Source organism: Pseudofrankia saprophytica (genome assembly GCF_000235425.2).
Classification (GTDB): domain Bacteria; phylum Actinomycetota; class Actinomycetes; order Frankiales; family Frankiaceae; genus Pseudofrankia; species Pseudofrankia saprophytica.
In genome coordinates this window covers 1,466,967-1,489,609 of the sequence record NZ_KI912267.1, presented here as the reverse complement: position 1 = coordinate 1,489,609, position 22,643 = coordinate 1,466,967, and the positions used below count along the sequence as shown (strand labels likewise).

Genomic DNA, 22,643 nt, shown 5'->3' with positions numbered 1-22,643 from the left:
CGAACGTCGGGCCCGCCCGGCGCTGATGGCCAGATCGGGTCGGAAACCGTTCGGAAACATGCTGGCGGCACCGCCGTAATGGGCGGCCACTGGAAGCCTAACAGCACCCGACGGGCGAGATGCCCGATGTGGCCGTCGCGACAGCGCTCTGGCTAGGTGCGGAGCACCTCGTCGATGGCCGGAGGAGACTGATATCGGCCCGCCGGTTCTCAGGACCGGCGCGAGCCGAGAAGTCCGCCAGGCGTGGCCGCGGGCCTGCTCGCCAGGGCCCCGCCCGCTCGGGTGGCGCCAGCATGGTCGGCGGGCGCGACTGTCCGCTGGGCGGAACCTGCCTGCCTGGCGTGCAACATAGATGAGGGTGACCTCGTTTTCAAGACCTGGTTTGTGATCGGGAGGCTTCAGATGCCGCGTGACGTCGGGGTGCGTCTGCAGGCGCGGCAGGCGCGCAGCGTCGCCACCTTCGAACGGATCCTCGAGGCCGCCGGGGCGCTGTTCGACGAGGTGGGCGTCGACGCCACGACCATGGAGGCGATCGCCGACCGGGCCGGCGTCTCGATCGGTTCGGTCTACCGGTTCTTCGAGAACAAGAACGCGCTGAAGGCGACCCTGTCCGCCCGGTGGACCGCGCGGATTCGCGAGGTCCTCGATCCCGAGCACGCCGACGACGCCACCGTGGGCACCGCCGAGGACGTCGCCGACGGCACCGCTGGGGACGCCACCGCGGGCACCGCCACGGGGGAGGGCCTCGAGCCAGGCCCGGCACGCCCAGGCCGCCGCGAGCCGGACCCCGTCGATGCCGACCCGACGGCCGACATCGACGTCTCGGTCGACCACTTCATCACCGCGCTTCGCCGGGTCCTCGGCGAGATGCCGGGAGCCCGGGGGCTGCTCGCCACGGAGATGCGCGAGCCACTCGGCGAGACCAACGCGTGGACCGACTACCTGCAGCGCTACATCGCCCGGCACGCGCCCGACCTGCCCCCCGAGCGCCGGACCATCGCGGCCCACACGTACCAGACGATCACGTCCGCGATCATCCTCGCCGCCGTGAACGCGGGGCCGGCGCTCGACCGCCACCTCGACGAGGTGCGCACCGTCCTCGCCGGCTACACCCGGGAGCTCGCCCGGGAGTCGGCCGCGGTCCGCTCGCACCGGGACGGCACGGCCTCCGGCGCGAAGGCCTGAGACCTCGTCCCGCGTCGTCCCGCGTCGACCCGGCGCCGGCCGGGCGACCTCAGTCTGCCGCCTGGTAGGTCGCGAGCGCTGAGCGGCGGACGTCGTCGGGCAGTGCGCGCAGCGCGGTGAAGTCGCCCTTGAGGTAGGCGTCCAGGAACGCGGTCACCGACTGGTCGAGCGTCTGGCCGGCCCGGTCGTAGAACATCGTCGAATGCCCGGCGCCATGCAGGGTGACGAAGGAGCGCGGCCCGCGAAGGGTGTTGAAGATCTCGGCGCTCTTGGCCAGCGGCACCACCGCATCCTTGTCGCCGTGCACGATCAGCAGCGGGATCGGCGGGTTGTCGGCGAAGGTCCCCCTGAAGGGGGCGAGCGTCCCGGCAAGTGACACCACGGCCCTGACCCGTGGGTCCCGGCAGCACGACAGGTAGGCCGCCGCGAGCGTGGTCGCGGCGCCGAGCGAGTGGCCGGCGATCGCCAGGCAGCTCGCCTGGAGGTGTTCGGCCAGCGGCGTGCCCGCGGTGGTGCTCCACGTGCCCAGCGAGGTGATGACGAAGCTGACGTCGGCCGGCTGGTTCGGCAGGTCCAGGATCGTCGCGCCGGGACCGCTGGAGAGCGGGAAGGTCGGGGTCGCCACGACGTAGCCCTGACGGACGAGCGGTGCCGCGATGACGTCCGCCGCGACGGTCCCGTCCGCGAGCACTCCGTGGGACAGCACGACCAGGGGGAACCGGCCCGGCGCCGGTCCCGCTCCCGGGACGGCCGGGGCGTCCGGGGCGGCGCCGGCAGCCGGGACGATCGGGTAGCTCACGACGACCGGGATCGTGCGCTCGGGCTTGCCGGCCAGGCCACGGTCGGGCGCCGCGTCGGTAGGCCGGCTGTGGTCGACGAACGTGACCTGGGTCCGGCCGATGCCATAACCGCGCTGGGTAGCGGCGGCCGGGTCATCCGCCGGCAGGCATCCGTGGGGAGCGGCCGACGCCGTCGCCGCCGGCCGCGCCGATGGCGGCGAGCTGGCGGATGGCGACGAGCTGTCGGAACACGAGGTGAGCAGCCCAAGGCCCAGTCCAAGCCCCAGCCCGAGGGCGACGGCCCCGGCCACCCTGGGACCCGGTGAGACCCACCTGAGTGACCGGTTCATGCCGATGCCCCCTACCGCGTTCTGTGGCTCATTCCAGGTCCGTCGTTCTGCTGAGCTTTTCCCACCGCGTCAGGTCCGCGCGCAACAGTTCGTGGTGGGCGGCGATGCTGTCGACGGCATCGTTGCCCAGCGCCAGCCGTAGCGGTGGCTCGGGGCTGTCCAGCACCTCCAGGATCGCGCGGGCGGCCCTGCGCGGGTCGCCGGGCTGGGTGCCGTCCATGCCCTCGACGGCCGCGCGGGTCTGGCTGGTCGAGGCCGCGTACGCCTCGATCACCCGCGACCGGTGCATCCGTGCCCCGCCGAACTCGGTGCGCAACGCCCCGGGCTCCACGATCAGCACCCGGATGCCGAACGGCGCGACCTCCGCGGCCAGCGCCTCGGAGATGCCCTCGAGCGCGAACTTCGCCGCACAGTACGCCCCGAAACCCGGCATGGTCACCTGGCCGCCCATCGAGCTGACCTGAACGATCGTCCCACCGCGCTGCGCCCGCAGCTGCGGCAGGACGGCCTTGGTCACCGCGACGGCACCGAAGAACATGACGTCCATCAAGGCCCGCAGGTCCGTGAGGTCGAGCTCCTCGACGGCACCGACACTGCCGTGGCCGGCGTTGTTGACGACCACGTCCACGCGGCCGAACTCGGCCACCGTGCGCGCGACCGCGGCGGTCACCTGCTCCTCGTCGGTGACGTCCAACGGCGTGGTCCGCACCCGCTCCGCACCGGCGGCGACGAGATCGGCGAGCTGGTCCGGCTGTCGCGCGGTTGCCATCACCCGGTCGCCGGCTTCCAAGGCCGCCAATGCCAGCTCTCGGCCGAATCCCGCGGAACATCCGGTGATCAGCCAAACCCGGCCGGTCTTCGTCATCGTCGCTCGCATTCGTGTTCAGGTCGTCCGCGCGCCTCGTCGCGCACTGTCGCGTCTACCCTGCCTCGGAATGGCGGAACCGGGCCAACACGCGTTTCCTTCTGCGGTTACAGTCTGATTCTGTGACCGTGGAGCTGCGCCATCTGCGATATTTCGTCGCGGTCGCCGAGCACCTCAGTTTTACCCGCGCCGCGCGGCAGCTGCACGTCGCCCAGCAGTCGTTGTCGCAGCAGATCGGCGCGCTCGAAGGCGGTCTCGGGGTGCGTCTGTTCGACCGCGACACCCGTGGAACGCGGCTCACCGACGCGGGGGAGGCATTCCTGCCGGAGGCCCGCGCCGTGCTCGCCAGGGCCGAGGCCGCCGTCACCGTCGTGCGGCGCGCCGGCCGCGGCGAGATCGGCCACCTCGACCTGGCGTTCCTCGCCTCCACCGCCAACTACATGATGCCGCCGGTGGTGCGGGCCCTGCGGGAGCGTTTTCCCGGCATCGAGCTCACCACCCACAACGGGCAGATCGACGAGCTCGTCGCCGGGCTGCGCGACGGCCGGTTCGACGCGGCGTTCACCCGTCCGCCCCTCGTCGCCGACCTGGCCATCCGTACGCTCGCCACGGAACCGGTCTGCGCGGTCCTGCCCGTCGGCCACCCACTCGCCGACCGGGCCGAGCTCCACCTCGCGGACCTGGCCGACGAGAACTGGGTGCTGACACCGCGGGAGTCGTGGCCGCCCTGGCACGAGAAATACGACCGGGACTTCGCCGCCGCCGGCATCACGCCGAGGGTCGTCCAGCGAGCCAGCGGCGTGTCGAACCTGCTCGGGCTCGTCGCGGCCGGCGTCGGCGTGACCCGGCTTGCCCGCTCGGCGCGCAGCATCCGGCGCACCGGGGTGGTGTTCGTACCGCTCGCCGGGGACCGCGCCGAGACCGTAATCGCCTGGCTGCCCGCCCACGACCGGCCCGTGCGGCGAAACCTCCTGGACGTCGCCGCCGACCTCGCGGCGACGTCCGACCTCACGCGCTGGGGCTGAGCCGTGAATGCCAGCCCGGAATACGTAATGCGGTCGAGAAACGCGATGCGGGCGCGGCGCGGCGTGGCGCGCAGGTCGGTGGGTTCGGTCAGCCGGTCGGCCGGTCAGACCGAAACGCCGGTCCGGTCGACGAGTTCGAGGCTTCGCGTCCACAGGTCGGCCCGGGCCTGCTTGTCGTACGCCTGGCGGTTGGGTGCCGTGTCGCGAGTCCGGTCGAAGAAGCGGCCGGTGACGCCGGCGACCTCGGTGCTCGCGACGAGCCGGTGCGTGGCGGCGACGCCCTCGTCGATGCTGTCGATGTGGTGGCCGATCTCCGCCAGCACGATCTTGGTGGGCATGTAGGTCGCGGGGTGCAGGCTGTTGACGGTCACCTCGGCGGCGGGCAGCCGGTCGGCCAGCTCGAAGCCGGACATGATCTGGGCGAGCTTGCTCTGGCCGTAGGCGCGCGTGCCGCTGTAGCCGTGCTCGATCATCAGGTCGTCCAGGTCCAGCGGATGCTGGCCGATGGAGGCGACGTTGACGATGCGGGCGGGGGCGGACCGGCGCAGCAGCGCAAGCAGGTCGAGGGTGAGCAGGAACCCGGCCAGGTAGTTGACGGCGAAACGCAGCTCGTAGCCGTCGACGCTGGTCCGGCGGGTGCGTCCGTCGGGCTCGCCGGAGCCGATGCCCGCGTTGCTGACGAGGACGTCGAGCCGGTCGGTCGCCGCCCGCACGTCGGTGGCGAGCCGGCGCACCTGGGCCAGCTCGGCGAGATCGGCCTGGACGGTCGCGGGTCGCGGGCCGTGGTGGGTGGCGTGGATGTCGTCGGCGGTGTGCGCAAGCTTGTCGGGGTCGCGGCCGTGCAGGATCAGGGTGGCGCCCTCGGCGGCGAGCCGGTGCGCGAGCGCGCGGCCGAGACCGTCGGTCGCGCCGGTGATCAGGACGGTTCGCGGGTCGGTCATGTACTCCTCCTGGCTGCGGGGGTGAACCTGCCGATCGGGACGCGGATAGGAGAGATCGTGCGGCCGGCGGTGGCGTCGGTGCCGGCGGTGAGTCGACGGTCAGGACCCATACTCCGCCGTCGCGGGCGTCACCAACCTTGGGGAGCGACGACGGGGCCGAAGGAGGACCGTGGACGACCCGCATGTGCATGTCGAGTGGACCGTGCCGAACACCAGCGCCGAGGTGCGGGCGGTGACGGCGTCGGTGTTCGGGCTGGTCGGCGACGCGCCCCGCACGGTGCGCGCGGGATGTGGCGCCGAGGTGCCATACGCCGCGACGTCGCCGCACCCCGAACGCGTCACCTGCCTGCCGTGCCGAGATCACGCCCGCGACCGGCATCTTCGCTACGCCGCCACGATCGAGCAGTCGGCGCCGCTGCTCGGCGCCGACCAGGTCCAGGCCGCCCTCGCCGCCGCGCGCAGGCTGCGCGCGCTCGCCGACCGGTTCACCTGACCTGGTCCCCGCGACGTCAGACCTTGTAGCCGCCGTCGACGCTGATGACCTGGCCCGTGATGCCGCGCCCGTCGTGGCCGGCGAGCAGCACGGCCATTCCGGCCAGCTCGTCCGCCTCTAGGACCCGGTGCTGGAGGCTCTCGGACCTGGCTCGCTCCTCCTCCGCCTCGACGGAGGTCCTCCGGGCCCTGGCGATGCGCTCGAAGTCGAGCATCGACGTGTTCGTCCAGCCGGGGCAGAGCACGTTGGCGTTGATGCCGAACCGGGCGCCCGCCTTCGCGAGCTCCTTGGTGAATCCGACGAGACCGTGCTTCGCCGCGGTGTAAGGCACCGAGCCGCCGGTGTTCTTCGCCGCGCCCGAGCCGATGTTGATGATGCGCCCGAAGCCGCGGTCGCGCATCGACGGGAGGGCGGCGCTGGTCGCCCACCAGGCCGACGTCAGGTTGAGGACCAGGGTTCCCTCGAAGGCGTCGTCGTCGCCGGCGAACGGGTCGAGGTTGCCGGCGACGCGGCCTCCGACGTTGTTGACGAGGATGTCGACCCGGCCGAACCGGTCGAGTGCTTCACGGACGGGCCGCCGGGCGTCGTCGCGGTCCGACGCGTCGGCGACGACGGCCAGCCCCCGGTCGGCTCCGGCTCCGGGTCCGACCCCGGCCCGCGCGAGCGTGGCGTCGAGGTCGGCGCGGGTCCGGGAGGAGACCACGATCGTCGCCCCCTCGGCCGCGTAACGGACCGCGATGGCCTGGCCGATGCCCCGGCCGCCGCCGGTGATGACAGCGACCTTGCCGTTGAGGGTCATGCGCGGTAGCCGCCGTGCTCGGCCCAGAATGCCTGCCAGCTGTTCTCCGCGTAGGGCACGGTGCCGACGCCGTCGTGGTGCTTCGGCCATTCGGCGGCCCGCTGGTGCAGTGGCCGTTCGGCGGTCTCGATGCCGAACCACAGCTCGTGGCGGCGGGAGGCGAACTTCCACTCCCCGTCGACCCGCCGGTAGCGGTCGCGGTACAGGATCGCCTGCTCGACGAACCGCCCCGGCTGGGCGCCATCGCGGGGCTCGATGTACCCGCGGCAGTAGACCAGCCCGTGCGCCCTGTCGTCGTCGTCGAAGTCGATCAGGTGGTTCCCGACGAGGAGGATCGTCACCCCCACCGCGCCCATGCTCTGCTGGAATCGCGACCGCCACGCCGCCGGACCGCGTCCGTCGCCGGTGTTGGCCTCGGGGGCGAACAGCTCGGCGGCCGCGTCCAGGTCACGGCTGTCGAGGCCCCAGGCGTAGCGGTAGGCGAGTTGGCGGATCTCGTCGCGGTCGGCGGCCCGCCGCAGGCGGCCGAGTTCCTTCTCCGTGAGCTCTGTGAGCGGCATCCGGCTCCCTCGGCCTCCTGGCCCCGGCGCCCCGACCGCGGCTTCCCTGGCGCGCGACGTCGGCGCCAGATCGAAGATCTATAGATAATATATACACTATGCTTGCTCGTTGGCGCGGATCCGATCCTGAGTGAGCGCCGGCCGCCAGTTCCCGCCCGCCGTGAGGAGCAGACAGACGTGTCCATTGGTCTCGACGACGACCACGCGGCGCTTGCCGACTCCGTCCGGGGCTTCGTCGCCCGGCACGCACCGTCCGAGCGGGTGCGGGCCGGTCTGGCGGACTGGCCGGGCGGTGCGGCGCCGGACTACTGGCGCGACGTCACCGAGCAGGGGCTGACCTCGCTGCACCTGCCGGAGGAGCTGGACGGCGCCGGCGCGGGGGCCGTCGCGCTCGCGGTCGTCGTCGAGGAGACCGCCCGCGGCCTGCTCCCAGGGCCGCTGCTGCCCAGCCTGCTGACCAGCTCGGTGCTCGCGCGGTACGGCGGCGACGAGCTGCGCAAGCGCGTACTGCCAGCCCTGGCGGCCGGCGCCACGGCGGCCACCGCGCTGTCCACCCACGGCCTGACGGCCTCGGTCGACGCCGATGGCGGCTACCGGGTCAGCGGGTCCACGGTGCCGGTGCTCGGCGCCCCCCGCGCGACGCTGCTGCTCCTCGGCGCCGCCACCCCCGACGGCGGCGAGCTGTGGTTCACCGCCGAGCCAGGTCCCGGGGTCGAGGTGGTCGCGGGCGCGCCGGTCGACCACACGCGCGCCGTCGGGACGGTCACCCTGACCGATCTCGCCGTCGGCCAGGAGAGCGTGGTCGCGGCCGGCGCCGGCCAGGTCCGCGCGGTGGCCGCGGTGCTGTTCGCGGCCGAGGCGGTCGGGCTGGCGCGGTGGTGCGTGTCGACCGGCGTGGACTACGTGAAGGTCCGCGAGCAGTTCGGCCGGCCGGTGGGATCGTTCCAGGCCATCAAGCACAAGTGCGCCCGGCTGTTCGTCGACGTCGAGACGATGTCGGCGGCGGCGTGGGACGCCGCGCGGGCGCTGGACGAGAACGACGAACAGCTGGCGGTGGCCGCCGCGGGCGCGGCCGTGGCCTGCCTGCCCCGGGCGACGGAGATCGGGCTGGAGACGATCACGCTGCTCGGCGGGATCGGCTACACGTGGGAGCACGACGCGCACCTCTACTGGCGCCGGGCGATGACGCTGGAGAGTCTGCTGGGCCCGGCCGCCGACTGGGAGCACCGGCTCGGCGAGCTGGTCGCGGGCACGAGCCGCGACTTCGACATCGACCTCTCCGGCGCCGACCCCGCCTTCGGGGAGCGCGTCGCCGGCGTGCTCGCCGAGGTGGCCGCACTGCCGGCGGACGGGCCGGCGCGGCGCGAGCGGCTCGTCGCCGAGGGCCTGGTGGTGCCGCACTACCCGAGGCCCTACGGCATCGCGGCGAGCCCGATCGAGCAGCTGGTGATCCAGCGGGAGTACGAGCGGTCCGGAGTGGCGCAGCCGAGGCTGATCATCGGTGACTGGGCGCTGCCGACCATCCTCGCGCACGGCACCGACGAGCAGAAGGAGGCGTTCGTGCCGCCGACCCTGCGCGGCGAGCTCGTCTGGTGCCAGCTGTTCAGCGAGCCAGGCGCCGGCTCCGACCTCGCCTCGCTGTCCACCCGGGCGCAGAAGGTCGACGGCGGCTGGCGGCTGAACGGGCAGAAGGTGTGGACGTCCAACGCCCACGAGGCGCACTTCGGTATCTGCCTGGCCCGGACCGACCCGGCGGCACCGAAGCACAAGGGCATCTCCTACTTCCTCGTCGACATGACCTCGCCGGGCCTGGAGGTCCGCCCGCTGCGGGAGGCGAACGGCGGCTACCTGTTCAACGAGGTCTTCTTCAACGACGTGTTCGTCCCCGACGACCGGCTCGTCGGCGAGGTCAACCAGGGCTGGGGACTGGCCCGCACGACGCTGGGCAACGAGCGGGTCAGCATCAGCGGCATGCAGCACATCCCGACCGACCTGCTCGACCTGGCCGCCTCCGGCACGCTCGCCGCCGCGCCGCGCGACGTCACGCGCGAGGTCGGCCTGACGTTCGCCGCCGCGCACACGCTGGCCGCGCTCGCCCTGCGCACCACCCTGCGCAGCCTGTCCGGCCTGCGGCCCGGCGCCCAGGCGAGCGTGTCCAAGGTCGCCTCCGGCGTCCTCGTGACCCGGATCGCCGAACGGGCGATGCGCTGGCTCGGCCCCGCCGCCGCGGCCGCCGACGGTCCCGGCGGCCAGCGCACCCAGCGTTACCTGACCGTCCCGCCGCAACTGATCGGCGGCGGCACCGTCGAGATCCAGCTCAACGTCATCGCTGAGCGCATCCTCGGCCTGCCCCGCGGCTGAGTCGTCGGGGCCCGCCCCCGCGGCTCGGCGCCGGGTCAGCATGGCGGGTCGGCGTGACGGGTCGGCCTGAGAGGTCAGCCCGGATCGCCCGGCGCGTCGCGCGCGCCGGGCATCCGCCGCCGGGTCGTCAAGAGTTCGTACGCGGGGCGCAGCGCCTCGCGCAGGTCACCGAACGGTTCCACCACCAGCGGACCGCACAGTTCCAGCAGGATGTCGGGGCGCGCGGCCGGCACGCGCTGATCAGGCGGGGCGCCCTGGCGGCCCGCGGGGGACGGCGACGACCAGAACGGGGAGAGGGAGCTGGGCAGCGGCTCCCCGCCCCCGCCCCCGCCCCCGTCTGCCTGGGCCGCCGTCGTCGGGACGCGCGGCGGGCCGGGTGCCGCCTGGGACCAGCCCGGTCCCGCCGGCCAGGAGTAGGCGCGCGGGCCACTTCCTGAGGGTGTGCCGCTTCCCGAGGGGGAGGCGACGCGTGGGCGCAGGCGGCGGATCTCGCCGAGAAGGGCGTCGCGCTCCCGGCCGCGCAGCGCGAGGAGCGCGAACGGGTCGAGGTCGATCGTGTCGGCGAGCTGGTGGCAGGCCGCCACGAGGTGCGCGCACGGCCGGTGCCAGTCGGCGCACGTGCAGTCCATCGCCAGGTCGTCGGCACGGGTGGGGAAGAGCGAGAGCCCGAGCCCCGCGAACGTCTCCGTGAGGTCCGTGGGCATCGAGCCGGCCAGCAGCGTGGCGGCGTACCGGGCCTCGGCCGCGAGCGCGTCCTCGATGCGGCCCCAGTCGGCGTCGCCGAACGTCCGGACGGCGAGCCGGGCCTTGTGCAGGTCCTCTCCCGGGTCGCGGACCATCGCGACGACGAGGTTGCCGGATCGCCGCACGTGCAGCACGGCCTCGGTGCGCACCAGGGCGCGGCCGGCCCGCAGCGGCTCCGGCAGCGTCATGCCCTCGACCAGCGCGAGGAACTGGGACGACCACCACGCCCGCCCGCGCCGCTGGCCGCGTCCCCCGTCTTCGCCGCGGCTCCGGTCGCCGCCGCGGTCAGGGGTGCCTCCGCCGCCGTCCGGGTCGGTCATTGGACGGCCTCGGGAGCGAGCGCGACGAGGTCCAGCAGCTCGTCGGTGGACAGCGAGGCGAGCCAGCTCTCGCCGCCGCCGACGATGGTCCGGGCCAGCGCCGCCTTGTCCGCGAGGATCCGGTCGATGCGCTCCTCGAGCGTGCCCATGCACAGCAGTGTCTGGACCCACACGTCGCGCCGCTGCCCGATGCGGTAGGCGCGGTCCGTCGCCTGCGTCTCCACCGCCGGGTTCCACCAGCGGTCGATGTGGATGACGTGGTTCGCCGCGGTCAGGTTCACGCCGGTGCCGCCGGCCTTGAGGGAGAGCAGGAACACGCCCGGTTCCCGCCGGGTCTGGAAGCGCTCGATGAGCGCGTCCCGCTCGGCCGCCCGCAGGCCGCCGTGCAGGAACGGCACCTCGACACCGAGCCGGGTGGCCAGGTACGGCGCGAGCATGGCGCCGAAGCGGGCGAACTGGGTGAAGCAGAGAGCGCGCTCGCCGCCCGCGACGACCTGGGCGAGCAGCTCCTCCAACCGGGCGAGCTTGCCGGACCGTCCCGCCAGCGCCGAGGAGTCCCCGAGCAGGTGGGCCGGGTGGTTGCAGACCTGCTTGAGCCTCGTCATCGCCGCGAGCACGACGCCGTTGCGTCGTACCGGTGACGAGGCGTCCCGCAGCCGCGCCATCATGTCGTCGACGACCGCCCGGTACAGCGACGCCTGCTCCGCCGTCAGCGTGCACAGCTGGCGCAACTCCACCTTCGCCGGCAGGTCACGCAGCACCGACGGGTCGGTCTTGACCCGGCGCAGCACGACCGGGCGGATCCGCCGGCGCAGCCGGGCGGTCGCGTCGGCGTCGCCGTAGCGCTCGATCGGCACCGCGTAGCGGGCGCGGAACGAGCTGGCCGAGCCGAGCAGGCCCGGGTTGACCGCGTGCATGATCGACCAGAGGTCGCCGAGCCGGTTCTCCACCGGGGTGCCGGTCAGCGCGACCCGGTGGCGGGCGGTCAGCCGGCGCACGGCGCGGGCCTGGGCGGTCGCGGCGTTCTTGATCTGCTGCGCCTCGTCGAGGACGAGCCGGTCCCAGGTGACCGGGCGGAACTCGTCGACGTCGCGGGCGAGCTGCGTGTAGGTCGTGAGGACCAGGTCGTGCCCGGCGGCGGCCTCGGCCACCGCCACGGTCCGCTGCTGGCTGGCCGCGTGGTGGACGTGCACCCGCAGGCCGGGCGTGACCTGCTCCGCCTCGCGCAGCCAGTTCCCGAGCACCGAGACCGGGCAGACGACGAGGGTTGGTCCGCGGCTGGCGGCGCCTCGGGTCGCGCCTCGGGTGAGCAGCTCCAGCGCCAGGACCTGGATGGTCTTGCCCAGGCCCATGTCGTCGGCGAGGACCGCGCCGACGCCGAGCCGGTCGAGCAGAGCGAGCCAGGCGAGCCCGTGCGCCTGGTAGGGACGCAGCCGCACGCCGAGGCCGGCGGGCGGCTCTACCAGCGGCGGCCTGTCATCCGGCGACCTGTCACCCGGCGACGCTCCACCAGGCTGGCGGCCGGTGCCGGCGAGCAGCGCGCCCAGCCAGCCGTCCGCCGCCACCTCCACCTCCGCGCCGGAGACGTCGCCTCCGCCTTCGTGGGGGTGCAGGCCGGTGTAGGCGAGGACGTCTCGGACGGTCATCTGGCCGCCGGCGGACTGCCGGGCGAGGTCGAGTCCGGCCAGCGCGCCCGGGTCCACCCGGGTCCAGCGGCCCCGGACCTTGACGAGCTCGGCCTTGGCCGCCGCGAGGCTCTCCAGCTCGGCGCGGCTGAGCTCGACGTCGCCCAGGCTGACGGACCACCGGAAGTCGACGATCTGGCCGAGGTCCGTCGTGAGGTCACGAAGGATCGGCGTCACCGGGTTCACCGCGCGCACGGCGAGCCGGGGGGTGGGGCGGACCGGCCGCGTCCACCAGGACGGCACGAGCACCCCGAAGCCCTCCTGCTCCAGGTCGCCGGCGAGGCCGAGGAACTCCCGGGCATGGTCGAGGGACAGGTCGAGTCCGGTCGGTCGGGCCTCGCGCAGGGCCCGGCCCAGCTCCGGCCACACGGCGACGGCCCGCCCGAGCCCGGCGAGCAGCGACTCCTCGGCGTCGGTGGTCCACGCCGCGGGCCCGGCGGGCCGGCGGCCCCAGACCTGTCCGGCGGGCACCTGGACACCGGGGTCGTCGACGGCCTGGAGCAGGAAGTCGACCCGCCAGGCGTCGTCGTCGCCCGGAGCCGTCCTCGACAGGGCGCCCGGCTCGCCCAGCCGGAAGCACACCCGTGCCGGCCACGCCCGCGTCCCGCCCGAGCTCCACGTCCCGACCTTCTCGGCGAGCTCACCGACCGCGGCGTCGACCGCGGCACCGGCACTGGTACCAGCACCGGTGGCGCCGTTGGCCGCGCCGCCGCCGGGGGTGAGGCGCGGGTCGCCGCCGAGGGCGCGCAACCAGCCGGCCGTCGCGGCGCCGAGAGGCGACCGCCGTGGTCCCGGGGCCTTCGGCGTATGACGGGCCTGGCGCAGCCGGCCGCGGGCGTGGGCGTCCACCAGATCGTCGAGCGCGGCGTCGAGGGTCGCGGTCGGGTCGTTCCCGGCGGTGGCGCCGGCGCCGACGGCCCGGAACGCCGGGGGCATGGCGGCGGCCAGCTCGTCGAACCGTCCGGCGTCCGGCCCGGTGAGGACCGGCCGCCAGCGCGCCAGTGGCCCGGCGCCGTCCCACCCGACCGCGGGAAGGACCCGGCCACGGTCGACCAGGTCCGCCGCGAACGCGTCGACCGCCAGCAGGAACTGGGCGGAGGCCCCGAGCTGGAGCGCCTCGCCCGGCCCCCGCGCCGCGCCGAACGCCAGCGGAGCATCCGGGCGGACCGTGTAGACCAGCCATGGCCGAAGCGCTGGCCCGTGGTCGGCCGCCCCGGCCCCGTCAGGCGCGGGACCGGCGTCGGCCGCGCGGGTCGCCCCGGCCACCGTGGCCGCCCCGGCGGCGAGGTCCGGCGACGCCAGCGGTCCCGTGGCCGTGCTCGGCAGCAGCATGGTGAGCTGCCCCGCCGCGGCTGGTCCGCCGGTGGCGAGCGGGGCCAGCTCCGAAGGCAGGGCCGCGAAGGGATGGAGCGCCGGGGAGCCGTCGGTTTCTCGCGGCGCCTGACCCCACCGTCGCGTGTCCTCGGCCCACAGCCAGATCCCGCCTACGGTCGCGCAGGCGCCGTGCACGACCAGCATCGACCCTCCCAGGGGCCGTTACCCGGGCTCGGGCATCGCCACAGGACTCGCCCGCCAGCTTACGTAGGCAGCAACTCGCCGGCTTCCTCGTGGTCGGAGCGGGACGGCTGCCGCGGCAGGGTGAACCAGACGGTCTTACCGTCGCCGGCCAGCGGCGCCGCGCCCCAGTCCTGCGCGAGCGCGTCGACCAGGTGGAGGCCTCGGCCGCCGAGCGCGCCGCTGTCCGCCTGCTGTGCGCGCGGAATACGGCTGTCGGGGTCCTTGACGCCGATCCAGAGTTGAAGGTCGGAGGCTCGGATCTCGACGGTCGGATGGCCTCGGCCGTGCAGGACGGCATTGGTGACGAGTTCGCTCGTCAGCAGGAGGGCGACGTCGACGAGTTCCCCTTCGACGCCGACGTGGTTCAGCAGCGGGGCGAGCCGCCGCCGGGCCTGCCGAGAGGAGTGCGTCGCCGCCGGCAGAGTAAAGCGCCCTATCAGACGACCCTGCGAGGTCTCCGGCGGCGTGGTCATGCAAGTGGCATGCGCGGAGCCGGTGTGCTTCAAACCAGCGGAGCCGGCCGGACCGGCCCGGCCCAGCCAGGTCCGAAGTATGGATGCCCGACCCGGTTGAAAGCAGGGTGCATGGCTGGTCGCGCGCCGGGAGCACCCATGGCTGGGCGTCACGGACTTTTGGTCGGTGCTTATGGCAATGAAGGGCCCGGCGGCTGAAAAGGCGGCGCGGTGAGTCGGTCCTGGCCGTGTGGGGTGTGTGTAGCGGCCTTTCGGGGACGAACCACCTAGGTGGGGCGAATCGGCGAAAGGAACGGCACCGTGACGACACTCGAGGACGCGTCCGCGCCGGGCACCGGACCGCTGCCGGTGAGAAGGACGAGCGCGGTGCCGGCCGAGCGCCCCGCGGAGCCGAACAGCGTCAAACCCCCTGCTCCTCGGCGGGCCGGTCCGGTCACCGAGCCCGACGCATCCAGCGGTCTCGCCGGGACGGACACGCCCGGGGGCGCCGGTGTCGAAGCCGCGCGAGCCTGTGCCCTCGAGGTGCTGCGTTCCAACGACGGCGGGAAGTTCACTCGGCCGTCGGGGCGGCTGTATCCACATCAGTGGCTGTGGGACAGCTGTTTTGTCGCCATCGGCCTGCGCCATGTGGACGTGGACCGGGCCGCCGACGAGGTGAGGTCGCTGTTCGCCGGGCAGTGGCCGAGTGGGATGTTGCCGCACATCAGGTTCTGCCCGGCCGGAGGTGAGCCGTACCACGCGGACCCGGGGCTGTGGCGGGTGCGGAGCGTGGTCGAGGCGCCGCCGGTGACGGAGACCAGTGGGGTCACCCAGCCGCCGCTGGTGGCGGAGGCGGTCGCCCGCGTCGGCGAGGCCATGCCGGCGCGGCCGCGGCTCGCCTTCTACCGGCAGGTGCTGCCTGGTCTGATCGCCTATCACGAGTGGCTCTACCGGGAACGCGACCCCGAGAACACCGGCCTGATCGCGGTCGTGCATCCGTGGGAGTCAGGCATGGATGACACACCACCGTGGTCGGACGCCGTCCGGCACCTCATGCCCGCGAGGGTGCGCGCCGCCAAGAACGCGGGAGCGGCCGACGTGCTCGACGGCCTTCGCCGCGACAACAAGGCGGTACCCGCCGGAGAACGGATCGCGGCGGACGAGCTGTTCACCCTCTACGAGCTCACCGGCCGGCTGCGGGCGGCGCGATACCAGTTCGACGAGCTCCGGACGGCTGGCCTGCCGCTGATCCGAGATGTGGGGTTCAACGCGGTGCTGGTGCGGGCCAACCGCCAGCTCGAGATGGTCGCGGCCGACACCGGGCAGGAGCTTCCCCCGACGCTTCGCCGGGCGATGCGCACCACCCGGGACGCGTTCAGGAACATGCTGGTCGACGGGTTCCCACGGCACCAGGACGCCCGCACCGGGCGGTCGCTGCCGGACGACACGGTGGCGGGTTTCCTCGCCCTTTACGCCGGCGGGCTGCCGCCCGAGGAGGCCGCCCGCCTCGCCGGGCAGCTCTTCGGCCCCCGCTGGACCGGGCGGTACGGCCCGGCCAGCCTGGCCTTCGACGCTCCCGCCTTCGACCCGGGCCGGTACTGGCGGGGACCGGTGTGGCCCATGGTGAACTGGCTGCTCGTCGACGGGCTGACCAGGGCGGGCCGGGTCGCCGAGGCGCGGCGGCTGCGGGAGGAGACCATCGAGCTGGTCACCCGCTCCGGAAAGCCCTACGAGTACTACTCGCCCGTCGACGGCGGTGGCCACGGCGCGCCCGACTTCGCGCCCACCGCCGCGGTGTTCCTCGACATGATCCACGCCGAATGACACGCCCTTCGCCGGATGACACGTCCACCCCGACGCTTCGAGCGGAGCGTCGTCGAAGCGGGGGTCGGCGAAGCGGCGGGACGTGAAGGATCTACTCCGCCGGTGCTGTAGTCATGATCCCCAGGCTGCCTGCTCGGGGGGTCCTAAATCCGGTCATCACCCCGTGTTCCTGGCATCGGCACGGGTATCCAACGCGCGTCGATGCATCCACCGCCCGTCGATCCGCCGGACCAGGCGGCAGCGAGGAGGTTCACCGTGGCGCTCAGCTGGAAGTGGCTTGTGGTCGACTGCGTCGACCCGGTCCAGGTCGCCCGGTTCTGGGCCGACGTCTTCGGCGTCCGCGCGGAGGCCGACCAGGACGACGGCGAGTGGATCGTCGTCTCGCCGGACAGCTCGGTGAAGCTGCTGTTCGTCCCGGTGCCCGAGGCCAAGACGGTCAAGAACCGGCTGCACCTTGACCTGACGCCGTCCTCGCCCGACGAACAGCAGGCCGAGGTCGAGCGGCTGGTGGCGCTCGGCGCCACCCGAGCGGACGTCGGGCAGACGGGCGAGGAGTCGTGGGTGGTGCTCGCGGACCCGGCTGGCAACGAGTTCTGCGTCCTGAGCGGCAAAGCCTGAACAGGCAGACGAGATTCGCCTCTGGATCTCTGGATCGGATCCCAAAGATCAGAGTCAGGCGGTCGCCGTCGTCTCGACCCGCTTCGCGCGGCGTGGACGTGAACGGCGGGGCTGGCTGCCGAGATCGTGCGAACGCTGCGGGGCGGCGCCCGCGGCGACGGCGTCGAGATCGGCATTGATGTTTTCCGCGATCAGCCCGAGCAGATGCCGCCGGTCTCCTTCGTCGATACCAAGCAGCAGACTGTCCACGAGGCTCATACCGGAACTCCCTTGTCCTGGGCCGCGGGACGATCCGGCAACCTGCCTCTCATCTACCCTGTTGACTAGATCGCCACACTTAATCGCCCATTTCCGGCGCCTGTGGGGCCGCTCAGGATGCTCGCCGCGCGGGTCGCGATCAGGCGAGGAAACCACCCAGGGCGTCGACGACCGCCGCCGGGTTCTCCTCCGCCATGTGGTGGCCCGAGTCGATGGGCAGGCCACGGAGGGTCGTTGCCCACGGCCGCCAGATCGCGACAGGGTCACCATAAAGTTCTTCCAGATCATCGCGGGTCGACCACAGCAGCAAAGTTGGGCATTGGACGGTGCGGCCGGCACTCCGGTCGGCCTCCTCGTGTTCCCGGTCGACTCCGAGGCCGGCCCGGTAGTCCTCCACCATCGCCCGAACGGTCGCCGGGTCGTGGCTCGCGGTGTGGAACTCCCGATGGTTCGCCCGGCCCATGGCCTCCGGGTCGCTGGTGTACCAGGTGTCGGGGTCGGCCAGGATGGCTCGTTCCGGCTTGTCGGGCTGGGCGAGGAAGAACCCAGTGGTACCAGCGGCGCGCGAACGTCGCGTCGCACCGGGCGAGCGCCTCGCTGATGGGCACGCCATCCATGACCACGAGCCGGTCGACATCGGCCTACGGCCTGTTACCTGGAGGGCTGGTCGATCTACCTGGAGGACTGGTCGATCATTCCCAGGGAGCCTCGTCGCCCATCTTCTTGTAGTACTTGGCCAGGTGGTTCTTGACTCGGGTGATGTCGGTGTCGGGGAGGTCGACGCCGCCGCGCGAGCCCTGCATGACCGCCGCCGCGGCCATCACCCCCCGCGGAACGACTGTCAGTTCGCCGTCGATCACGTCGGCGATGAGCAGCTTGTAGCCGGTGAACTCGTCTTTCTTGTCCCGGTCGTACCAGACGTGTGCCTCGCGGTACTTGCCGTTCGGGGCGTCCTGGGCCTGCGCCCACCGCCGGACCCGCTTCTCGGCCGCGGCGCCGTTCCAGGCACGCTTCCGGTCGGCAAGGGGAAGGTCGTGGAAGGTCGTGACAGACATGCGGGCCTCCTCGTCGTCCGCTGGCGATCGTTCTGCGTTGACCATTTCCCCAGTCCGGCCGCGCAACACCACCGGTTCGCGGCGTCCGGGCCGAGCTGGCCGCCGGGCCGGCGATGATCAACGCGTCGGCGTCCGGGCTCAGGGGGACTCCAGGCGGCTGGCGCAGAGCTGGCGCAGGGTCAGGGCGTTGCGGACGGCGTGACCGTGGCCGTCGTTGTTGAAGTAGGCGTAGACGTCGAGGCCGCTTCGGTGCCATTCGAGGAGCCGGTCGCTCCACCACCGCAGGTCGTCGTCGCTGTACGAACCGGAGTAGAGAGCGCCGTGGTCGGGTCCGTGTAGTCGGACGTAGACGAACGACGCCGTGGCTCGTAGGACGCACGGCAGGTTGGCGCCGCTCATGACGCAGTAGGCCGCCTGATGACGTTCGAGCAACCGGTAGACGGGTTCGGTCTGCCAGCTCTCGTGGCGTAGTTCCACGGCCATCCGCAGCCACGACGGAACACCTGCGAGGAAATACTCCAGGCGGGCGTCGTCCCTGCTCTGGCGGACGTCCAACTGGGTCAGGACCACCGCCCGGCGCTCGCCCAGCTCATGCCAGCCGCGGGCGATCCGCTCGGTCCAGGCCTCCGGGCCGTAAAGGCGCTTCGCGTGGGTAAGCCCGCGTGGCGCTTTCACCGACATGGCGAAACCGGTGGGCAGTCGCCGGCGCCAGGAGGCGAAGCTGGCGTCCGTCGGCCACCGGTAGAAGCTGGCGTTCAGCTCGACGGTGTCGAAATGGCGGGCATAGATCGCCAGCCGGTCCCGAGTGGGCGTTCCGGGCGGGTAGAGCACGCCCTCCCAGTGGTCGTAGCTCCAGCCCGACGTCCCGATGTACAGGCTCGCCACGGCACCACCCTGATCACGAACGGACGGACATCACGCGGACTGACATCACGCGGTCAGCCTGCTTGGCGTAGGAGCCGGCCGATCGGGGAGGCGCCGAGGTGGCCAGCACCACCCGGGCACCGCGGCGGCGCAGTTGTCGCAGCAGGTCGCGGGCACCCGGCAGCGGCCGCATCAGGCCGAAGAAGGCCGCGTAGTGCTCGGTGTGGGCCGCTTGCAGCACATCGTCGCGGTCACGGACGCGATGGGGCAGCATCGCGTCGAGCATCTGGTCGGAACCCATGCCGATCCGGCGGTGCAGGTCGGTGACCGTCACCGGATGCCCCTCCTGCCGGAACGCCCGATACCAGGCGAGGGCATGGAAGTAGTTCGTGTCGACGAGCGTCCCGTCGATGTCGAGCAATACCGCGACCGAATCACCCACGTCCGCCTCGGTACCCCCGTACGGGCTCGCCCATGCGGGCCACCGCCCCGAGCCTCGGCCGGGCGGGTCGGGCCGAAACGCGGGCTCCCGGATTCGCCGGCGGCCAGCTGGGGAAGGCGATCGGCGGGAACGACGAAGCCCAGCCGACGAAGGAGGACCGCTGTGAAGGTCGGGTACAGGCTGGCGACCGACACCTTCGGCCCAGCCAAGATCATCAGGCGGGAGGTCCTGGTGAGCGCGGGGCCCGATCCCGACGGTCTGCTCGCCTTCTTCGCCGCCGCCCCGTCGACGTCGCCGCGCGTCCTCACCCCGTCCGCGCAAGCGGCCTGAGGCGGCGGCCGTGGTCGTACCCGTGCCGGCACCCGCGATCGCGCCGGTGCCGGCGGAGCTGGCCGCAGCCTGCGCCGACGCGAACCTGTGGCCGCTGCCCCGCGCCGGGCGGACCCGAGCCCGCTGGTCGGCGCTGGCCGCGCTGGCCGAACGCGACCTGGTGCTCGCCCGGCTGGTCGAGGCGCACGCGGACGCGGTGGCCATCCTGGCCGAGCTCGGCGTCGGTCCGGTCCCGGTCGGCTCGCGCTGGGGGGTGTGGGCGGCCGAGGGGCCGGGCCAGCCGCTGGCCGCGCGGCCGAACCCGGACGGTGGGTGGGTGCTGGACGGGACGAAGCGGTGGTGCTCCGGCGCGACGCTGCTCACCCACGCCCTGGTCACGGCCCGAGCGACCGACGACGGTCGCCGGCTCTTCGCCGTCGCGCTCGACGCACCGGGGGTGACGGCTGGGCCGGACGCCTGGGCGGCGGCGGGGATGAAGGGTGCCGACACCCGCGCGGTCACCTTCGCCGGAACGCCCGCCCATCCCGTCGGAGGGTGCGGCGACTACCTGCGCCGGCCCGGCTTCTGGGCCGGCGGCATCGGGGTCGCCGCCTGCTGGTACGGCGGCGCGGTGGCCGTGGCCGGCCCGCTGCGTTCGGCGGTGGCCGCCGGCCGGGACGACCCGCACGCCGCGGCCCATCTCGGCGCGGTCGAGGTCGCGCTCGGCGCCTGCGCCGACGTGCTGCGGACGGCCGCCGACCGGCTCGACACCGACGTCCTCGACGCCGGCGGGCCGCACGCCAACGGTCTCCACGCCGACGGGCCCGCACCCGACCGGCTCGACGCCGCCGGCGCCACCGACCGGGCCCGGCTCGCCCGCCGGGTCCGCGCCACGGTGGCCCAGGCGGCGAGCGACGTGATCGTCCGGGTGGGCCGGGCACTGGGACCCGCGCCCTTGGTCGGCGACCCCGAGCATGCCCGCCGGGTGGCCGACCTGGAGGTCTACATCCGCCAGGACCACGCCGAACGCGACCTGGCCGCGCTCGGCGCCGACGTGGCCACCCTTCCCGGCGACTGGTCGCTGTGACCGCCAGCCTGCCGCACAGCCACGTCGTCCAGGACCTGAACGGGCCGGGCACCTCCGAGGCGACCTGGGCCGACGCCGGCCTGCCCGGCCGCCTCCCGACCGTCGCCCCGGCGTCGTTGCGCCCCGCGCCCCCGGGCCGGGTCGTGGTCGTCGCCCCACACCCGGACGACGAGACGCTCGGCGTCGGCGGAACGCTCGCCCTGCTGGCCGCGCTCGCGGTGCCCGTCGTCGTCGTCGCGGTGACCGACGGCGAGGCGAGCCATCCCGGCCGGGCCGACGAGCTGCGACGGATCCGGGTGGCCGAACGGGCCGAGGCGCTGCGCCGGCTCGGCCTCGCCGGCACCGAGGTGCACCGGCTGGGCCTCCCGGACGGCGGGGTGAGCGCCACCGCGGTGGCGGCCCGGCTCCGGCCGCTGGTCACCGCGGCCGACCTCGTGCTGGCGCCGTGGCGGCGCGACGGCCACCCCGACCACGACGCCTGCGGCACGGCGGCCACCGCCCTGGTCCCGCCCGACCGGCTGCGGTCCTACCTGATCTGGGCCTGGCACTGGGCCAGCCCGGCCGACGTGCCGTGGGAACGCGCGCTGCGAGTCCCGCTGGGCGCGACGGCGGCCGCGGCGAAGCGCGCGGCGACCCGGGCCTTCGTGTCCCAGCTCGAAGGCGACAGGCCGATCCTGGCGCCGGCCACCCTGGCCCGGCTGCTGCGCTGCGACGAGGTGCTGCTGAGGGAGCCCCGATGACCGTTCCCGGCTCCTACTTCGACCGGCTCTACGCCGCGTCGGACGATCCCTGGGGCTTCCGCGACCGCTGGTACGAGCGGCGCAAACGCGCGCTGACGATGGCGCTGCTGCCCGACGCCCGGTACCGGACCGCCTACGAGCCCGGCTGCTCCATCGGCCTGCTGACCGTCGAGCTGGCCGGGTGCTGCGACCGGCTCCTGGCCACCGACATCGCCCCGGCCGCCGTGGCGGCGGCCCGCGACCGGACCCGGGGCCTGCCGCACGTCGACGTCCGGGTCGCGGCGCTGCCCGACGACTGGCCGCCCGGCCGCCACGACCTGGTCGTCCTGTCAGAACTGGGCTACTACCTGGACCGCCCCGACGCGGCCGAGCTCGCCCGCCGCGCCGCCGGCGCCGCCGGCACGCTGCTCGCCGTCCACTGGCGGCCCGACGTCGGCGACTACCCGCTGGGCGGCGACGAGGTCCACGACCTGCTCGCCACCGCGGCCCGGACGGCCGGGCTCACCCACCTCGCCCACCACCGGGACGACGACCTCGTCGCCGACGTGTGGTCCACCGACCCGCGCTCTGTGGCGACCCGGACGGGCCTGCGGTGACCACGGACGTCGAATGGATGGGCGTCGTCGTCCCCGCCCATGACGAGCAGGCCCTGATCGGCGGCTGCCTGGACGCGCTGGCCGTCGCCATCTCGTACCCCGACCTGGCCGGCATACCGGTCGACGTCCTCGTCGTGACCGACGCCTGCGCGGACGCCACCGCGGCCCGGTGCCGGGCTCGCGGCGTGCGCACGCTGGACGTGCGGGACCGCAACGTCGGTCGAGCGAGGGCCGCGGGGTTCGCGGCCCTGCTCGCCGGGGCCCCGAACGGCGCCGCGTCCGGGCGCTGGCTCGCGACCACCGACGCCGACAGCCGGGTGGCCCCGGACTGGCTGGCCGCCCAGGTCCGCCTCGCCGGCCGTGGGGCAGACGCCACCTTCGGGGTCGTCGACGTCGAGGACTGGAACGGTTGCCCGCCGATGACGCCGGACCGGTTCGCCGCCGGCTACGCCGACACCGCGCGCGGCCACGCCGGGCCGCATACCCACGTCCATGGCGCCACCATGGGCCTGCGTGCCGACGCCTACCTGCGGATCGGCGGAATGCCCGCCCTCGCCGTCGGCGAGGACCACGAGCTGGCCCGCCGACTGACCGCCATCGGCGGCCTGCGGATCGCGCACACCACCGCCGTCCGGGTCACGACGAGCGCCCGGCTCGTCTCCCGGGTCCGCGGCGGCTTCGCCGACTACCTGCGTGCCCTCAGCGACCAGCCCGCCTCCTGACCGACCCGGTCT

24 protein-coding genes are annotated in these 22,643 nt (G+C 73.7%); 11 read left to right on the top strand and 13 right to left on the bottom strand.

The window, feature by feature from the left end:
* Window positions 1–402 precede the first annotated feature (402 nt).
* Window positions 403–1,185: a TetR/AcrR family transcriptional regulator gene (locus FRCN3DRAFT_RS50425; RefSeq protein ID WP_007506935.1), complete on the top strand. Its 783-nt coding sequence runs from the start codon at window positions 403–405 to the stop codon at window positions 1,183–1,185.
* A 49-nt stretch (window positions 1,186–1,234) separates the two neighbouring features.
* On the opposite strand, the gene FRCN3DRAFT_RS0240750 is transcribed toward FRCN3DRAFT_RS50425, so the two are convergent.
* Together FRCN3DRAFT_RS0240750 and FRCN3DRAFT_RS0240745 are read right to left on the bottom strand one after the other, a co-directional pair.
* The gene (locus FRCN3DRAFT_RS0240750; RefSeq protein ID WP_106410615.1) at window positions 1,235–2,275 is read right to left on the bottom strand and encodes an alpha/beta hydrolase family protein; all 1,041 of its coding nucleotides are present in this window, start codon (window positions 2,273–2,275) and stop codon (window positions 1,235–1,237) included.
* Between the two features lie 67 nt (window positions 2,276–2,342).
* The gene (locus FRCN3DRAFT_RS0240745) at window positions 2,343–3,179 is read right to left on the bottom strand and encodes an oxidoreductase (RefSeq protein ID WP_007506932.1); all 837 of its coding nucleotides are present in this window, start codon (window positions 3,177–3,179) and stop codon (window positions 2,343–2,345) included.
* A 122-nt stretch (window positions 3,180–3,301) separates the two neighbouring features.
* On the opposite strand from FRCN3DRAFT_RS0240745, the gene FRCN3DRAFT_RS0240740 reads away from it, so the two are divergent.
* Window positions 3,302–4,204 carry a LysR family transcriptional regulator gene (locus tag FRCN3DRAFT_RS0240740; RefSeq protein WP_027141385.1) on the top strand — a complete coding sequence of 301 codons (903 nt, stop codon included), beginning with the start codon at window positions 3,302–3,304 and terminating at the stop codon, window positions 4,202–4,204.
* Window positions 4,205–4,308: 104 nt separating this feature from the next.
* Here the strand turns inward: FRCN3DRAFT_RS0240740 and FRCN3DRAFT_RS0240735 are convergent, their stop codons facing one another.
* A complete protein-coding gene (locus FRCN3DRAFT_RS0240735) occupies window positions 4,309–5,145 on the bottom strand; it encodes an SDR family NAD(P)-dependent oxidoreductase (protein WP_007506930.1) in 837 nt (278 codons plus the stop codon).
* 169 nt (window positions 5,146–5,314) lie between these two features.
* Here FRCN3DRAFT_RS0240735 and FRCN3DRAFT_RS0240730 point away from each other — a divergent pair, with 169 nt between their 5' ends.
* Entirely contained in the window at window positions 5,315–5,638 is a 324-nt protein-coding gene (locus FRCN3DRAFT_RS0240730) for a hypothetical protein (protein ID WP_007506928.1), read from the top strand.
* 16 nt (window positions 5,639–5,654) lie between these two features.
* Here FRCN3DRAFT_RS0240730 and FRCN3DRAFT_RS0240725 read toward each other — a convergent pair whose 3' ends face one another.
* Together FRCN3DRAFT_RS0240725 and FRCN3DRAFT_RS0240720 are read right to left on the bottom strand one after the other, a co-directional pair.
* Window positions 5,655–6,437 (bottom strand): SDR family NAD(P)-dependent oxidoreductase, encoded by a 783-nt coding sequence (locus FRCN3DRAFT_RS0240725; RefSeq protein WP_007506925.1) that lies wholly within the window; start codon window positions 6,435–6,437, stop codon window positions 5,655–5,657.
* Window positions 6,434–6,997: a nuclear transport factor 2 family protein gene (locus FRCN3DRAFT_RS0240720; protein WP_007506923.1), complete on the bottom strand. Its 564-nt coding sequence runs from the start codon at window positions 6,995–6,997 to the stop codon at window positions 6,434–6,436. Before FRCN3DRAFT_RS0240720 ends, FRCN3DRAFT_RS0240725 begins: the two co-directional genes overlap by 4 nt.
* 177 nt (window positions 6,998–7,174) lie before the next feature.
* On the opposite strand from FRCN3DRAFT_RS0240720, the gene FRCN3DRAFT_RS0240715 reads away from it, so the two are divergent.
* Window positions 7,175–9,358 (top strand): acyl-CoA dehydrogenase family protein, encoded by a 2,184-nt coding sequence (locus FRCN3DRAFT_RS0240715; RefSeq protein WP_007506922.1) that lies wholly within the window; start codon window positions 7,175–7,177, stop codon window positions 9,356–9,358.
* A gap of 74 nt (window positions 9,359–9,432) precedes the next feature.
* Here FRCN3DRAFT_RS0240715 and FRCN3DRAFT_RS50420 read toward each other — a convergent pair whose 3' ends face one another.
* The 3 genes from FRCN3DRAFT_RS50420 to FRCN3DRAFT_RS0240700 are packed head-to-tail and all read right to left on the bottom strand — an operon-like array spanning window position 9,433 to window position 14,137.
* Window positions 9,433–10,422: an SWIM zinc finger family protein gene (locus FRCN3DRAFT_RS50420; protein ID WP_007506921.1), complete on the bottom strand. Its 990-nt coding sequence runs from the start codon at window positions 10,420–10,422 to the stop codon at window positions 9,433–9,435.
* Window positions 10,419–13,625: a DEAD/DEAH box helicase gene (locus FRCN3DRAFT_RS0240705; protein ID WP_007506920.1), complete on the bottom strand. Its 3,207-nt coding sequence runs from the start codon at window positions 13,623–13,625 to the stop codon at window positions 10,419–10,421. The genes FRCN3DRAFT_RS50420 and FRCN3DRAFT_RS0240705 overlap by 4 nt, the downstream gene beginning before the upstream one ends.
* A gap of 59 nt (window positions 13,626–13,684) precedes the next feature.
* The gene (locus FRCN3DRAFT_RS0240700; protein WP_007506918.1) at window positions 13,685–14,137 is read right to left on the bottom strand and encodes an ATP-binding protein; all 453 of its coding nucleotides are present in this window, start codon (window positions 14,135–14,137) and stop codon (window positions 13,685–13,687) included.
* A gap of 300 nt (window positions 14,138–14,437) precedes the next feature.
* Here FRCN3DRAFT_RS0240700 and FRCN3DRAFT_RS0240695 point away from each other — a divergent pair, with 300 nt between their 5' ends.
* A complete protein-coding gene (locus tag FRCN3DRAFT_RS0240695; protein WP_007506917.1) occupies window positions 14,438–15,940 on the top strand; it encodes an amylo-alpha-1,6-glucosidase in 1,503 nt (500 codons plus the stop codon).
* Between the two features lie 255 nt (window positions 15,941–16,195).
* A complete protein-coding gene (locus FRCN3DRAFT_RS0240690) occupies window positions 16,196–16,558 on the top strand; it encodes a VOC family protein (protein WP_007506916.1) in 363 nt (120 codons plus the stop codon).
* Between the two features lie 54 nt (window positions 16,559–16,612).
* On the opposite strand, the gene FRCN3DRAFT_RS0240685 is transcribed toward FRCN3DRAFT_RS0240690, so the two are convergent.
* The 5 genes from FRCN3DRAFT_RS0240685 to FRCN3DRAFT_RS48760 form a co-directional block, all read right to left on the bottom strand.
* Window positions 16,613–16,816, bottom strand: coding sequence for a hypothetical protein (locus FRCN3DRAFT_RS0240685; RefSeq protein WP_007506915.1), 204 nt, complete (start codon window positions 16,814–16,816; stop codon window positions 16,613–16,615).
* A gap of 139 nt (window positions 16,817–16,955) precedes the next feature.
* Window positions 16,956–17,429, bottom strand: coding sequence for an alpha/beta fold hydrolase (locus tag FRCN3DRAFT_RS48765; RefSeq protein ID WP_198536221.1), 474 nt, complete (start codon window positions 17,427–17,429; stop codon window positions 16,956–16,958).
* A gap of 79 nt (window positions 17,430–17,508) precedes the next feature.
* Complete coding sequence (locus FRCN3DRAFT_RS0240675; RefSeq protein WP_007506913.1) at window positions 17,509–17,871, bottom strand: hypothetical protein; 363 nt, start codon at window positions 17,869–17,871, stop codon at window positions 17,509–17,511.
* Window positions 17,872–18,009: 138 nt separating this feature from the next.
* A complete protein-coding gene (locus tag FRCN3DRAFT_RS0240670; protein WP_007506912.1) occupies window positions 18,010–18,756 on the bottom strand; it encodes a DUF72 domain-containing protein in 747 nt (248 codons plus the stop codon).
* A 13-nt stretch (window positions 18,757–18,769) separates the two neighbouring features.
* Window positions 18,770–19,177: an HAD family hydrolase gene (locus FRCN3DRAFT_RS48760; protein ID WP_007506911.1), complete on the bottom strand. Its 408-nt coding sequence runs from the start codon at window positions 19,175–19,177 to the stop codon at window positions 18,770–18,772.
* A gap of 162 nt (window positions 19,178–19,339) precedes the next feature.
* Here FRCN3DRAFT_RS48760 and FRCN3DRAFT_RS54630 point away from each other — a divergent pair, with 162 nt between their 5' ends.
* Genes FRCN3DRAFT_RS54630 through FRCN3DRAFT_RS0240640 form a run of 5 tightly spaced genes read left to right on the top strand, consistent with a single transcriptional unit; the run spans window position 19,340 to window position 22,631 of the window.
* The gene (locus FRCN3DRAFT_RS54630; RefSeq protein ID WP_007506910.1) at window positions 19,340–19,507 is read left to right on the top strand and encodes a hypothetical protein; all 168 of its coding nucleotides are present in this window, start codon (window positions 19,340–19,342) and stop codon (window positions 19,505–19,507) included.
* 10 nt (window positions 19,508–19,517) lie between these two features.
* Complete coding sequence (locus FRCN3DRAFT_RS57310; protein WP_007506909.1) at window positions 19,518–20,573, top strand: acyl-CoA dehydrogenase family protein; 1,056 nt, start codon at window positions 19,518–19,520, stop codon at window positions 20,571–20,573.
* Window positions 20,570–21,313: a PIG-L deacetylase family protein gene (locus tag FRCN3DRAFT_RS0240650; protein ID WP_007506908.1), complete on the top strand. Its 744-nt coding sequence runs from the start codon at window positions 20,570–20,572 to the stop codon at window positions 21,311–21,313. The genes FRCN3DRAFT_RS57310 and FRCN3DRAFT_RS0240650 overlap by 4 nt, the downstream gene beginning before the upstream one ends.
* Entirely contained in the window at window positions 21,310–21,909 is a 600-nt protein-coding gene (locus tag FRCN3DRAFT_RS0240645; protein WP_007506907.1) for an SAM-dependent methyltransferase, read from the top strand. The genes FRCN3DRAFT_RS0240650 and FRCN3DRAFT_RS0240645 overlap by 4 nt, the downstream gene beginning before the upstream one ends.
* On the top strand, window positions 21,906–22,631 hold the full coding sequence (locus FRCN3DRAFT_RS0240640) for a glycosyltransferase family 2 protein (protein WP_007506906.1): 726 nt from the start codon (window positions 21,906–21,908) through the stop codon (window positions 22,629–22,631). The genes FRCN3DRAFT_RS0240645 and FRCN3DRAFT_RS0240640 overlap by 4 nt, the downstream gene beginning before the upstream one ends.
* Window positions 22,632–22,643 lie beyond the last annotated feature (12 nt).

Coding starts and splice junctions, on each gene's coding strand:
- FRCN3DRAFT_RS0240700 (WP_007506918.1), bottom strand. CDS start 14,137: ATGACCACGCCGCCGGAGACCTCGCAGGGTCGTCTGATAGGGCGCTTT.
- FRCN3DRAFT_RS0240645 (WP_007506907.1), top strand. CDS start 21,310: ATGACCGTTCCCGGCTCCTACTTCGACCGGCTCTACGCCGCGTCGGAC.
- FRCN3DRAFT_RS50425 (WP_007506935.1), top strand. CDS start 403: ATGCCGCGTGACGTCGGGGTGCGTCTGCAGGCGCGGCAGGCGCGCAGC.
- FRCN3DRAFT_RS0240685 (WP_007506915.1), bottom strand. CDS start 16,816: ATGAGCCTCGTGGACAGTCTGCTGCTTGGTATCGACGAAGGAGACCGG.
- FRCN3DRAFT_RS0240705 (WP_007506920.1), bottom strand. CDS start 13,625: ATGCTGGTCGTGCACGGCGCCTGCGCGACCGTAGGCGGGATCTGGCTG.
- FRCN3DRAFT_RS0240675 (WP_007506913.1), bottom strand. CDS start 17,871: ATGTCTGTCACGACCTTCCACGACCTTCCCCTTGCCGACCGGAAGCGT.
- FRCN3DRAFT_RS48765 (WP_198536221.1), bottom strand. CDS start 17,429: ATGGCGTGCCCATCAGCGAGGCGCTCGCCCGGTGCGACGCGACGTTCG.
- FRCN3DRAFT_RS0240735 (WP_007506930.1), bottom strand. CDS start 5,145: ATGACCGACCCGCGAACCGTCCTGATCACCGGCGCGACCGACGGTCTC.
- FRCN3DRAFT_RS0240745 (WP_007506932.1), bottom strand. CDS start 3,179: ATGACGAAGACCGGCCGGGTTTGGCTGATCACCGGATGTTCCGCGGGA.
- FRCN3DRAFT_RS50420 (WP_007506921.1), bottom strand. CDS start 10,422: ATGACCGACCCGGACGGCGGCGGAGGCACCCCTGACCGCGGCGGCGAC.
- FRCN3DRAFT_RS0240725 (WP_007506925.1), bottom strand. CDS start 6,437: ATGACCCTCAACGGCAAGGTCGCTGTCATCACCGGCGGCGGCCGGGGC.
- FRCN3DRAFT_RS0240720 (WP_007506923.1), bottom strand. CDS start 6,997: ATGCCGCTCACAGAGCTCACGGAGAAGGAACTCGGCCGCCTGCGGCGG.